Origin of the sequence: Sphingomonas sp. 2SG (genome assembly GCF_005503285.1) — a bacterium.
Classification (GTDB): Bacteria; Pseudomonadota; Alphaproteobacteria; order Sphingomonadales; family Sphingomonadaceae; genus Sphingomonas; species Sphingomonas taxi.
The window spans coordinates 1-11,432 of sequence record NZ_SCMZ01000076.1 but is presented as its reverse complement, the minus strand read 5'-3'; the positions used below and the strand labels follow the sequence as shown (position 1 = coordinate 11,432).

Sequence of the window (11,432 nt, the reverse complement as noted above, 5' to 3'; positions counted from 1 at the left end):
CCCCCTCCGTCAGCGCTTCGCGCTGCCACCTCCCCGTGCCGGGGAGGAATGGGGTCTGCCCGGCACACGATCCGTTTCGACCGGTACAGCGGAATCGCTCCGCCCACCGAAAAGCCGCTTGAAATTTAATTACAGCCGCGCAACACGATCCAACAACAGCGCTGGCGACCCTCGTCGGACGTGAAGGAGAGAGATGGTGGCCAGCGAGCATCCTCGCGCCAATGCGCAGCCGCCCCGGAACCTGCCCGGGCTGACGCTGCACGTGCCGGAGCCCAAGTTCCGGCCCGGCGATGCGGTCGACTTCGTCGGCGTCGACGTGCCGCCCGCCGGTGCGGCGCGGCGCCCCGATACCGCCGCCTCGGCGCATGACTTCACCGATCTCGCTTATACGTTGGTCCGCGTCCTCGACGAGGACGGCCGCGCCGTCGGGCCGTGGGACCCCAAGCTCTCGCCCGACATGCTGCGGCGGATGCTGCGCAACATGGCGCTGCTCCGCGCCTTCGACGAGCGGATGTTCCGCGCGCAGCGGCAGGGCAAGACCAGCTTCTACATGAAGGCGACGGGCGAGGAGGCGGTGGCGATCGCCGCCGCTCAGGCGCTCGACTTCGAGGACATGTGCTTCCCGTCCTATCGCCAGCAGGGGCTGCTCATCGCGCGCGGCTATCCGCTGGTCGAGATGATGAACCAGATCTACTCGAATCGTGGCGACAAGCTCCAGGGCAAGCAGCTGCCGATCATGTATTCGGCGCGCGACCACGGCTTCTTCTCGATCTCGGGCAATCTCACCACGCAATATCCGCAGGCGGTCGGCTGGGCGATGGCCTCGGCCGCCAAGGGCGATACGCGCATCGCCGCGGCGTGGTGCGGCGAGGGCTCGACCGCGGAAGGCGACTTCCACTCCGCCTGCACCTTCGCCGCGGTCTATCGCGCGCCGGTGATCTTCAACGTCGTCAACAACCAATGGGCGATCAGCAGCTTCTCGGGCTTCGCCGGGGCCGAGGCGACGACCTTCGCGGCGCGCGCGATCGGCTATGGCATCGCCGGGCTGCGCGTCGACGGCAATGACGCGCTCGCGGTCTATGCGGCGACCCTGTGGGCGGCGGAGCGCGCGCGTACCAACGCCGGGCCGACGCTGATCGAGCATTTCACCTATCGCGCCGAGGGCCATTCGACCTCCGACGACCCGACGCAATATCGCAGCGCCGGCGAACCGACCGCCTGGCCGCTCGGCGACCCGATCGCGCGGCTGAAGCAGCACCTCATCGTCATCGGCGAATGGGACGAGGAGCGCCACGCCGCGCAGGACCGCGAGCTCGCCGAATACGTCAAGGCCGAGCAGAAGGAAGCCGAGAAGAACGGCATCCTCGGCCACGGCCTGCATCAGCCGCTCGACACGCTGTTCGACGGCGTGTTCGAGGAGATGCCGTGGCATTTGCGCGAACAGCAGGCGCAGATGATGGCCGAGGAAGAGGCGAGCGGCCGGCCATGGGCGCGCAAGTGATGGCCACGCACGCCGTCACCCCGGGCGTGACCCGGGGTCCCGCTGTTTCTTTCCTGCCGCGCACGATAGCGGGACCCCGGGTCGAGCCCGGGGTGACGAGGATTGTGGAATGACCGACATCACTACCCAGCCAGACCCCGCCGCCGACACCGGCACCGCCCGCATGAACATGATCCAGGCGATCAATAGCGCGCTCGACATCTGCATGGCGCGCGATCCCGACGTGCTGGTGATGGGCGAGGACGTCGGCTATTTCGGCGGCGTGTTCCGCGCCACCGCGGGCCTGCAGGCGAAATATGGCAAGACCCGCGTCTTCGACACGCCGATCACCGAAACCGGCATCATCGGCGTCGCGATCGGCATGGGCGCCTATGGCCTGCGCCCGGTCCCCGAAATCCAGTTCGCCGATTACATCTACCCCGCGCTCGACCAGCTCGTCTCCGAGGCGGCGCGGCTGCGCTATCGCTCGGCGGGCGAGTTCATCAGCCCGATGACGGTGCGCTCGCCGTTCGGCGGCGGCATCTTCGGCGGCCAGACGCATTCGCAATCGCCCGAGGGCATCTTCACCCACGTCTCCGGCATCAAGACGGTGATTCCCGCGACGCCCTATGACGCCAAGGGCCTGCTGATCTCGGCGATCGAGGACAACGACCCCGTCCTCTTCTTCGAGCCCAAGCGCATCTACAACGGCCCGTTCAACGGCTATTGGGACAAGCCGTCGGAGAATTGGTCGAAACATCCCGCCGGCGAGGTGCCGACCGGCTATTACAAGGTGCCGCTCGGCAAGGCCGCGGTGGTGCGCGAGGGCGAGGCGCTGACCATCCTGTGCTACGGCACGATGGTCCACGTCTGCGCGGCGGTGATCGCCGAACACAATATCGATGCCGAGATCGTCGACCTGCGCACGCTCGTGCCGCTCGACATTGAGACGATCGAGGCGTCGGTGAAGAAGACCGGCCGCTGCATGATCGTCCATGAGGCGACGCGCACCAGCGGCTTCGGCGCCGAATTGTCGGCGTTGGTGCAGGAGCGCTGCTTCTACCATCTCGAAGCGCCGATCGAGCGCGTCACCGGCTATGACACGCCGTATCCGCACAGCCTCGAATGGGCGTATTTCCCGGGGCCGGTGCGCATCGGCCAGGCCCTCAAGAAGATCATGAAGGACGCATAGGATGGCCCGCTTCACCTTCAAGCTGCCGGACATCGGCGAGGGCATCGCCGAGGCCGAGATCGTCGCCTGGCACGTCGCCGTCGGCGACCGGGTCGAGGAAGACCAGAATATCGCCGACATGATGACCGACAAGGCGACCGTCGAGATGGAATCGCCGGTGTCGGGCGTCGTCGTCGAGCTGGCCGGCGAGGTCGGCGACCAGGTCGCGATCGGCGCGGCGCTGGTGGTGATCGAGACCGAGGATGCGGGCGAGACCGCGGGAGGGGGCGAGGCGATCGCCGCACCGCCGAGTGCCGAGCAGGCCGAGGTCGCCGAACAATATGAGGCGGAAAACCCGGGCGTCGAGGAAGCGCAGAGCGCCGGCCTGACCACCCCCGCGCGGTCGGGCGAGCCCAGCGCCCCATCGCCCGTTCGTGCTGAGCCTGTCGAAGCACAGGCCGCGAACGCACCGATTGGGGAGAGCCGCCCTTCGACAGGCTCAGGGCGAACGGAGGATGGTGGCGCAGCACACCAGGCCCATGTCCTCGCCTCGCCCGCCGTCCGCGCCCGCGCGCGCGATCTCGGCATCGACCTCGCACAGGTGAAGACCGACGCCGACCGCGTCCGCCACGCCGATCTCGACGCCTTCCTGCGCTACAACGCCGGCCAGGGCTATCAAGCCCCCGGCGCATCCCGCGCCCGCGCCGACGAGCAGATCCGCGTCATCGGCATGCGCCGCCGTATCGCCGAGAACATGGCCGCGTCGAAGCGCAACATCCCGCACTTCACCTATGTCGACGAGATCGACGTCACCGCGCTGGAGTCGATGCGCGCCGATCTCAACGATCATCGCGGCGCACGCCCCAAGCTGACGCTGCTGCCGCTGCTGATCGTCGCGATCTGCCGCACGTTGCCGCAATTCCCGATGCTCAACGCGCGGTACGACGACGAGGCGGGCGTGGTCACGCGCTCGGGCCGCGTCCATCTCGGTATGGCGGCGCAGACCGACGCTGGGCTTACCGTGCCGGTGATCCGCGACGCGCAGGACAGGAACGTCTGGCAACTCGCCACCGAGATCGCGCGCCTCGCCGAGGCGGCGCGCGCCAACAAGCTGAAGCCGGAAGAACTCGGCAACGGCACGATCACCGTCACCTCGCTGGGGCCGCTCGGCGGCATCGCGACGACGCCGGTCATCAACCGCCCGGAAGTGGCGATCATCGGTCCGAACAAGATCGTCGAACGCCCGGTGTTCACGGGTCGCGGCGACGAGATCCGCCGCGCCAAGCTGATGAACCTGTCGATCAGCTGCGATCATCGCGTCGTCGACGGCTCGGATGCGGCGAGCTACGTTCAGGCGCTCAAGACGCAGCTCGAAACGCCGGTCTTATTGTTCGCGGACTGACCGATCGGCGAGGCGGGGGCCGGCATGCCGCCGTGCCTCCGCCTGCGCCAGCCGCTGTTCGATGCGGCGAAGCATCGCGCAATAGCTCCGCCGCTCGTCCGGACTGAGCGCCGCGCCACGCTGAACGTACTGGTCCACCCCGTTCCATATTCGCGTCAGGTCGTCGCGCATGAACGCCGCCGGCCCCGGCGCGACCAGCCCGGCGCGCCGCTGCCGGTCTAGCCGCTCGCCGAGCAGCGTCAGCCGACGCGCGAAATAGGCTTGCTGCTGCACCGCGCGGCTCGCCATCAGGCGGCGCTCCGCGGCATAAGCGGAGCTCGACGTCGCGGGCGGGACCGGCAGTCCGGCCACGGCGATGGCCCCCGACAGCGCGAGGACGAACATCTTATGGGTCATATTTCGTCCGTAACGGACAAAAGTAAAGAAGCCCCCAAACGCCCTGCGCTGCCCATGCTCTGGCTGGCCACAGTCGCGATGCTCGCCGCCTGTTCGAACGACGACCGCGCCGCGCGCCGCGCCGCCGCCGGTCCGTCACCCGATCGGGCCGCGCTGCTGCGCGTCGCCAGCGTCGCCGCCGGCGAGCGTCAATTCGCGCGCTGCGCCGCCTGCCACGCCATCCGCCGCGACGCGCCCGATCGCAACGGCCCGACGCTGTTCGGCGTCGTCGGCGCGCCGGTCGCCGGGGTCAGCCCGCGTTTCGGCTATACCGCCGCGCTGCAACGCGTCGGCGGCCGCTGGACGCCCGAGCGGCTGGACGTCTGGCTGGCCGACCCCCGCGCCTTCGCCCCCGGCACCTCGATGGGCTTCCCCGGCCTCGCCGACCCGCTCGACCGTGCCGACGTGATCGCCTACCTTCAGGCGCAGCGATAGCATCGCTGCGCCGATCGGGCGGCCCGGGACCCATCGACATTCATCGCCGTCTACCCGTCACCCCGGACTTGATCCGGGGCCCCGCTGCCTTGACCGATGCGGATCAGGAAGAAGCGGGACCCCGGGTCGAGCCCGGGGTGACGAGACGAGGGATGCACCGGCGCCCGTCGTTGTCCGGAACGCCACAATCTCGAATGTTTCTAGGCGCCCAGCCGGCCCTCACTTCATCAGCACCAGCTCTTCGGCCATCGTCGGATGGAGCGCGACCGTTTCGTCGAATTGCGCCTTGGTCAGCCCCGCCTTCACCGCGATCGCCGCCGCCTGCAGGATCTCGGGCACGTCGGGCCCGATCATATGCAGTCCGACGATCCGCCCGGTCTCACCGTCGCAGACCATCTTGTAGAGTGCGCGCTCGTTGCGACCGGCGAGCACGTTCTTCATCGGCCGGAAGTCCGACGAATAGACGCGGATCGAGCCGAGCTTCTGCTTCGCCTCGCTCTCGGTCATGCCGACGCCGGCCATCGGCGGATGGCTGAACACCGCCGCGGGGATGTTGGAATAATCGACCGTGGTCGGCTTGTCGCCGTAGAAGGTATCGGCGAACGCCTGCCCCTCGCGGATCGCCACCGGGGTCAGCTGGACCCGGTTGGTGACGTCGCCGACCGCGAAGATGCTGTCGATGCTCGACCGGTTCTGCTCGTCGACGACGATCGCGCCTTTTTCGAGCTTCACCCCGATCTCCTCGAGGCCGAGTCCTTCGGTGTTGGGCACGCGGCCGGTGGCGAACATCACCATGTCGACCGTCACCGGGTCATGGTTCGACATACGGACGGTCAGACAACCGTCCTCGCCCTTCTCGATGCCTTCGAAATTGGCGTCGAACTTGAACTCCAGCCCCTTCATCATGCTGATCTGGAGCAGCCGGTCGCGGATCGACAGGTCGTAACCGCGCAGGATGTCCTGCGTCCGGTTCATGATCGTGACGTGCGCGCCGAGCTGGTGGAAGATGCCGGCGAATTCGTTGGCGATATAGCCCGCGCCGGCGATCAGGATGCGCTTGGGGATCGCATCGAGATGGAACGCCTCGTTGCTGGTGATGCCGTGTTCTGCACCGGGGCAGTCGGGCACCGCCGGATGCGCGCCGACCGCGACGAGGATGCGCCCGGCGGTCTTCTCGGTCCCGTCGGCGAGGCGGACGCTATGCGGCCCGGTGACGACCGCGCGCTGGTGGATGATCTCGACGCCGTGCGTCTCCAGCGTCTGCGTATAGGCGCCGTTGATCCGGTCGACCTCTTCGAGCACGTTGTCGCGCAGCGTCTGCCAGTCGAACGCGCACTGGTCCGGCACCTGCCAGCCGAAGCGCTTGGCGTCCTTCAGATCCTCGGCGAAATGCGCGCCGTAGATCAGCAGCTTCTTGGGTACGCAGCCGCGGATGACGCAGGTGCCGCCGACGCGATATTCCTCGGCGACCGCCACCTTCGCGCCATGCGCCGCGGCGACGCGGCTCGCGCGCGTGCCGCCGGACCCCGCGCCGATGACGAACAGGTCATAATCATAGTCGGACATCAATTCACTCCGGGAGCGTCGAGCGCCGACCGAAGGCCGAGATGCTGGACGAAAGGGTCGAAATCGCGATCGCTGTACAACAGCGGAAGGCGGTCAAGGATGCAGCGGGTGGCGATCAGCGTGTCGATCGTCTTGCGGATCGTGATGCCGAGACCGCGGAGATGGCGATAGTGGCGGGCGGCTGCAACGGCGACATGATGGTCGCTGATCTGCACCATGTCGAACTCGGCGAGCAGCGCTTCTGCATGACGATAGGCGCGCACGTCGCGCGTCCCTTGCAGGACCTCGACCAGCATCAGATCGCCGACGCCGATATCCTGTTCCGCCAGGATCAGCGCTTCCAGCACCTCGGTCTGTACCGTGCGGCGGTGCGCCAGTTTGTCGATCCAGACGCTGCTGTCGACGAGGATCATTCGTCGGTCGGCAGATATTTGCTCGTTCGCATGTCGTCGAGATCGCCCTCCCAGCCGAGCCCTTCCAAGCCGCGCAGCGCCGCAAGCTGGCGTCGCGCACGGATCGTCCGCCGCAGCGACTCGATGATCGTGTCACGTTTGGTCTTGGTGCCAAGGGCCTGCATCGCCTCGTTGAGCAGGTCCTCATCGATGTCGATATTCGTCCGCATGTGTATGCTCCGCCTGTGCTCTACACATAATCTTCGGGGAGCGGCGGTGCAACGCTACCGCTCCCCGGCACGCCGCATCGGCATCGCGTCGATCGTCTCCGCCAGCACCTCGGCCGCGATCGGCTTGGTCGCGCGCAGTTTCTCGCCGCCGTCCTTGCCGATCAGAATCGCCACGAACCGGCCCGCCGGCAGCCGATAGCGTTTGCGCAACCCCGCCGCGCCGTCGTCCGCGCCGCTCACCCGATCGCCGACGATCGTCACCACCGCCAGATCGCGCTCGCGTGCCGCGGCATCCCAGCCGGCGAGCGCCCGCCGCTGTCCCGCCAGTCCCGCGTCATCCATGCGCGGCGCCGACAGCAGCAACACCCGCCGCTCCCAGCGCATCGCAGCGACGGTGGCGGGAACGGGCGCGAGCGCCGCGGCGAGCAGGAGCGGGATCATCGCGCCTCAACGCACGACGATCCCGAACGCTTCGATCACTCCAGCCCGGCGCGCCGGATCAGATCCTCGGTCGAGGGATCGAACGACTGGCCGCCCTGGTCGGCGGCCTTCGCCATCTCCTTGCCCAGTTCGACGCCGAACTGGTCGAACGAATTGATGCCGAGCAGCACCCCGTTCACGAACACGCGATGCTCGTAGAAGGCGATCAGCGCCCCCAGCGTGCGCGGATCGAGCACGTCGAGCAGCAAGGTCGACGACGGCCGGTCGCCGCTGTACGAGCGCGCCGGATCCTCGACCTGCTTGCCCTTCATCAGCGCCGCCCCTTGCGCGAAGGCGTTGACCAGCAACTGGCGATGATGGTCCTCGGCGAGCGTGTCGCCGGGCTCGATCACCGCGATGAACTCGACCGGCACCAGATGCGTGCCCTGGTGCAACAACTGGAACACCGCATGCTGCGCATCGGTGCCGACCCCGCCCCAAGTGATCGCCGCGGTCGGCCGACCGACCGGCGTCCCGTCGGTCTTCACGCCCTTGCCGTTCGATTCCATCTCCAGCTGCTGGAGATAGCTCGGCAGCAGCCGCAGCCGCTCGTCATAGGCGAAGGGCGCGCGCGTCTCGGCGTGGCGCACCTGCGTGTAATAGAGGTCGGCGAAGGCGGCGAGCACCGGCGCATTCTCGTGCAGCGCGGTCAGCCGGAAGTGGCGATCCATTTCCGCCGCGCCTTCGAGCAGTTCCTCGAACGCGCCCCAGCCGAGCGCGATCGCCGCCGGAAAGCCGATCGACGACCAGAGCGAATAGCGCCCGCCGACACCTTCGCCGAACGGCAGGATGCGCGTCTCGTCGACGCCCCATTCCATCGCCTTGTCGGGCGCCGCGGTCAGCGCGATCACCTTGCCATAGGGGTCCTCGACGCCATGCTCGGTCATCCATTGCAGCGCCGATTCGGCGTTGAGCATCGTTTCCTTGGTGGTGAAGGTCTTCGATGCCACGACCAGCAGGGTCGCCGCCGGATCGAAATCCTTGATCGCATCCTCCAGCGCGACGCCGTCGACGTTGGAGACGATCGCGACGTCGTAGCGTGCATCCTCGCGTCCCAGCGCATCGACCAGCAGATGCGGCCCGAGCGCCGACCCGCCGATGCCGATATGCAGCACGTGGCGGATGTCGCCGAGCGCGCCGCCCTCGATCGCGTCGATCAGCGAGCGCATCCGCTCGTGCAGCTTGCGCGCCAGCGCGACGCTTTCCGCATCGCCCTCGCCGCGCTCGGCGGCATGGAGCACCGGCCGGTCCTCGGTGACATTGACGTGCTCGCCGCCGAACATCGCGTCGCGCTTGCCGGCGAGGTCCTGCGCCTGCGCCAGCGCGGCGAACGCCTCGACCGCCTGCGTCGTCAGATGCGTCTTCGACCAGTCGAAATGGATTCCGGCCACGTCGAGGCTGAGTTTGGACAGCCGCTCGCCGTCCTGATCGAACAGCTCGACCAGCTTGGGGGAGGGGAGGGCTTCGATCGCAGACCAGTCGCTCATGTCTTTTCGTCCTTCGGGGAAGGGAGTTCGTGTCAGTCCCGTATCGATCCTGCGCGGGCGGGCAAGCCCTGTCGGTCGGAACGACTACTCAGGACGCTCGGGGGACGCTAAGGCTCCCTCGCTATGGATCAGACACCGACGCCGGCCCCCGCGGCCACCATCACCACCGTCAAGCCGCCGCGCTCGGAACTGAACGAGACGCTGCGCTTCCTCGTCAAGCTGGCGATCGCGGTGCTGATCCTCAGGAGCTTCCTGTTCGCGCCCTTCTCGATTCCCTCGGAATCGATGCTGCCGCGGCTGCTGATCGGCGATTATCTGTTCGTCACCAAATGGAATTATGGTTATTCGCGCTGGTCGCTGCCGGGCGGCGTGCCGTTGATCCCGGGACGGATCCTCGGCCGCGATCCGACGCGCGGCGACGTCGTCGTCTTCCGCTCGCCCGAGCCCGACGATCATGACGTCATCAAGCGCGTCATCGGCCTGCCGGGCGACACGATCCAGGTCCGGCGCGGTCAGGTGATCCTCAACGGCAAGCCGATCCCCAAGCAGCGCGTCGCCGACTTCGTGCTCCCGCTCACGCCGAACTTCGACGCGCAGAAATGCGGTTCGCAGTTTCAGGACGTCGATGCCGCCGGCGTACCGATCTGCCGCTACCCGCGCTTCCGCGAGACGCTGCCCAACGGCAAGAGCTACATGGTGCTCGATCAGGCCGACATTCCGCAGGCGGACGACACCGGCCTCTACACCGTGCCCGCCGGCGACGTCTTCCTGATGGGCGACAATCGCGACGACAGCGCCGACAGCCGTTTCCCGGCGCCGATCGGCATGGGCTACATCCCGATGGAGCGGATCGAGGGCAAGGCGGTGGTCACCTTCTTCTCGACCGACGGCAACGCCTCGTGGATCAACCCGGTCAGCTGGTTCACCGCGGCACGCTGGCAGCGGATCGGAGAGGGCTTCTGAGCATCGCGCTGCCCGAATGGCTGACCGAGACCTTCGGCCGCCGCCCCGCTGACATCGCGCCCTATCAACGCGCGCTGACCCACGGCAGCCAGGCGGCGGAGAATTACGAGCGGCTCGAATTCCTCGGCGACCGCGTCCTCGGCCTCGTCATGGCGGAATGGCTGTGGGAGCTCTTCCCCAAGGAGCCCGAGGGACAATTGTCGAAGCGTCTCAACGCGCTGGTCACCGGCACGGTGTGCGCCGACGTCGCGCGCGAGCTCGGCGTGCGCGCGCATCTGCGCCTCGGCAAACAGGCGCGCGACGACGGTGCCTATGAGAGCGACAATATCCTCGGCGACGTGATGGAGGCGCTGATCGGCGCCTGGTATCGCGAGGCCGGGCTCGACGCCGCGCGCGCCTTCGTCCGCAAGGCCTGGGGCAATCGCGTCCAGCACGGCGACAAGGCACCGCAGCATCCCAAATCGGCATTGCAGGAATGGGCGGCGGCGGCCGGCCGGCGCACCCCGGAATATGTCGTCGTCGACCGCTCCGGCCCGCACCATGCGCCGCGCTTCACCGTACAGGTGAAGATCGGCAGCTTCGCGGACGCGACCGCGACCGGCGCGAACAAGCAGATCGCGGAGACGGCCGCGGCAAAAGCGCTGCTGGAGAAGCTCCAGGGGTGAGGCACGTCACGCTCCGCCCCCCGTTCGCCCTGAGCCTGTCGAAGGGCACCTCTCCCCGGGGGCGGGGCAGGGCTATCGCATATGGCTGCGCTGATGAGGCTCGATCGGTTTCCTTGTCAATTTCGTCACCCCGGACTCGTTCCGGGGTCCACGGGGCCGCGAGAGAATGGTGGCGGATCAACCCTCTCTCCTCGCCGCAGGGTGGACCCCGGAACGAGTCCGGGGTGACGGGGTGGGCGTGGCAGACGACCGGCTCGCACGAGCGTCCATCTGCGATTGCACTGAGGGGTGGGTAATGGCGTTCTGGGCCTATATCCTCCTTTGCAACGACGGCAGCTATTACACCGGCCACACCGACAACCTCGACCTGCGCATCGGTCAGCACCAGACCGGTGCGTTCGAGGGCTATACGTCGAAACGCCGCCCGGTGACCCTCGTCTGGTCGCAGGATTTCCCCTTGCGTCTCGAAGCACTCGAAGCCGAACGCCGGATCGACGGCTGGAGCCGCGCCGAGAAGGAAGCACTGATCCGCGCCGACTGGGGAGCGCTGAGCCAACTCGCCCGCAATCGCCAGGCGGAACCCGGCCCTTCGACAGGCTCAGGGCAAACGGGTGAGGGGACGGGAACGAGACCGGAGACGGGAACGGGTACGGGCTCCGTTCCAAATCCCGTTCGCGCTGAGCCTGTCGAAGCGCACCCATCCCCAAACGCATCGCTTGCGTATCC

The 11,432-nt window shown here is 67.7% G+C and carries 13 protein-coding genes; 7 read left to right on the top strand and 6 right to left on the bottom strand.

The annotated features are described in order from the left end of the window. The first annotated feature begins 196 nt into the window (after positions 1–196). The 3 genes from FFS23_RS18965 to FFS23_RS18955 all read left to right on the top strand — a co-directional run bounded on the left by FFS23_RS18965 (position 197) and on the right by FFS23_RS18955 (position 4,053). A complete protein-coding gene (locus FFS23_RS18965; RefSeq protein WP_249340761.1) occupies positions 197–1,501 on the top strand; it encodes a thiamine pyrophosphate-dependent enzyme in 1,305 nt (434 codons plus the stop codon). 163 nt (positions 1,502–1,664) lie between these two features. Next, positions 1,665–2,672, top strand: a complete 1,008-nt coding sequence (locus FFS23_RS18960) for a transketolase C-terminal domain-containing protein (RefSeq protein ID WP_137899827.1) — start codon at positions 1,665–1,667, stop codon at positions 2,670–2,672. 1 nt (position 2,673) lies between these two features. Beyond that, positions 2,674–4,053, top strand: coding sequence for a dihydrolipoamide acetyltransferase family protein (locus FFS23_RS18955; protein WP_137899825.1), 1,380 nt, complete (start codon positions 2,674–2,676; stop codon positions 4,051–4,053). Here FFS23_RS18955 and FFS23_RS18950 read toward each other — a convergent pair. Continuing rightward, entirely contained in the window at positions 4,036–4,449 is a 414-nt protein-coding gene (locus FFS23_RS18950; RefSeq protein ID WP_137899824.1) for a hypothetical protein, read from the bottom strand. The two genes, FFS23_RS18955 and FFS23_RS18950, sit on opposite strands and share 18 nt — an antisense overlap. A 54-nt stretch (positions 4,450–4,503) precedes the next feature. Here FFS23_RS18950 and FFS23_RS18945 point away from each other — a divergent pair, with 54 nt between their 5' ends. Next, positions 4,504–4,923 carry a c-type cytochrome gene (locus tag FFS23_RS18945; protein ID WP_137899823.1) on the top strand — a complete coding sequence of 140 codons (420 nt, stop codon included), beginning with the start codon at positions 4,504–4,506 and terminating at the stop codon, positions 4,921–4,923. Between the two features lie 219 nt (positions 4,924–5,142). On the opposite strand, the gene gorA is transcribed toward FFS23_RS18945, so the two are convergent. From gorA to pgi, 5 genes are read right to left on the bottom strand one after another with little or no spacing between them, the layout of a single operon-like run. Beyond that, on the bottom strand, positions 5,143–6,489 hold the full coding sequence (gene gorA / locus FFS23_RS18940; RefSeq protein ID WP_137899822.1) for a glutathione-disulfide reductase: 1,347 nt from the start codon (positions 6,487–6,489) through the stop codon (positions 5,143–5,145). Beyond that, positions 6,489–6,902, bottom strand: coding sequence for a type II toxin-antitoxin system VapC family toxin (gene vapC, locus FFS23_RS18935; protein WP_038663087.1), 414 nt, complete (start codon positions 6,900–6,902; stop codon positions 6,489–6,491). The genes gorA and vapC overlap by 1 nt, the downstream gene beginning before the upstream one ends. Then, positions 6,899–7,111 carry a type II toxin-antitoxin system VapB family antitoxin gene (locus tag FFS23_RS18930; RefSeq protein ID WP_137899821.1) on the bottom strand — a complete coding sequence of 71 codons (213 nt, stop codon included), beginning with the start codon at positions 7,109–7,111 and terminating at the stop codon, positions 6,899–6,901. Before FFS23_RS18930 ends, vapC begins: the two co-directional genes overlap by 4 nt. A gap of 54 nt (positions 7,112–7,165) precedes the next feature. Beyond that, positions 7,166–7,552, bottom strand: coding sequence for a DUF4174 domain-containing protein (locus tag FFS23_RS18925; RefSeq protein WP_137899820.1), 387 nt, complete (start codon positions 7,550–7,552; stop codon positions 7,166–7,168). Positions 7,553–7,587: 35 nt separating this feature from the next. Further along, positions 7,588–9,078, bottom strand: coding sequence for a glucose-6-phosphate isomerase (pgi, locus tag FFS23_RS18920; RefSeq protein ID WP_137899819.1), 1,491 nt, complete (start codon positions 9,076–9,078; stop codon positions 7,588–7,590). Positions 9,079–9,201: 123 nt separating this feature from the next. Here pgi and lepB point away from each other — a divergent pair, with 123 nt between their 5' ends. From lepB to FFS23_RS18905, 3 genes are all read left to right on the top strand, one after another. Beyond that, complete coding sequence (lepB, locus tag FFS23_RS18915) at positions 9,202–10,041, top strand: signal peptidase I (protein ID WP_137899818.1); 840 nt, start codon at positions 9,202–9,204, stop codon at positions 10,039–10,041. Next, positions 10,038–10,706, top strand: coding sequence for a ribonuclease III (rnc, locus tag FFS23_RS18910; protein ID WP_137899826.1), 669 nt, complete (start codon positions 10,038–10,040; stop codon positions 10,704–10,706). Before lepB ends, rnc begins: the two co-directional genes overlap by 4 nt. A gap of 295 nt (positions 10,707–11,001) precedes the next feature. After that, positions 11,002–11,432 (top strand): GIY-YIG nuclease family protein (locus FFS23_RS18905; protein WP_137899817.1); only part of this gene is annotated, 431 nt, incomplete at its 3' end.

Bases quoted from the DNA above. Each gene is read 5' to 3' on its own strand.
- FFS23_RS18960 (WP_137899827.1), top strand. From the start codon at position 1,665: ATGAACATGATCCAGGCGATCAATAGCGCGCTCGACATCTGCATGGCG.
- FFS23_RS18955 (WP_137899825.1), top strand. From the start codon at position 2,674: ATGGCCCGCTTCACCTTCAAGCTGCCGGACATCGGCGAGGGCATCGCC.
- FFS23_RS18950 (WP_137899824.1), bottom strand. From the start codon at position 4,449: ATGACCCATAAGATGTTCGTCCTCGCGCTGTCGGGGGCCATCGCCGTG.
- FFS23_RS18945 (WP_137899823.1), top strand. From the start codon at position 4,504: ATGCTCTGGCTGGCCACAGTCGCGATGCTCGCCGCCTGTTCGAACGAC.
- gorA (WP_137899822.1), bottom strand. From the start codon at position 6,489: ATGTCCGACTATGATTATGACCTGTTCGTCATCGGCGCGGGGTCCGGC.
- vapC (WP_038663087.1), bottom strand. From the start codon at position 6,902: ATGATCCTCGTCGACAGCAGCGTCTGGATCGACAAACTGGCGCACCGC.
- FFS23_RS18930 (WP_137899821.1), bottom strand. From the start codon at position 7,111: ATGCGGACGAATATCGACATCGATGAGGACCTGCTCAACGAGGCGATG.
- FFS23_RS18925 (WP_137899820.1), bottom strand. From the start codon at position 7,552: ATGATCCCGCTCCTGCTCGCCGCGGCGCTCGCGCCCGTTCCCGCCACC.
- pgi (WP_137899819.1), bottom strand. From the start codon at position 9,078: ATGAGCGACTGGTCTGCGATCGAAGCCCTCCCCTCCCCCAAGCTGGTC.
- lepB (WP_137899818.1), top strand. From the start codon at position 9,202: ATGGATCAGACACCGACGCCGGCCCCCGCGGCCACCATCACCACCGTC.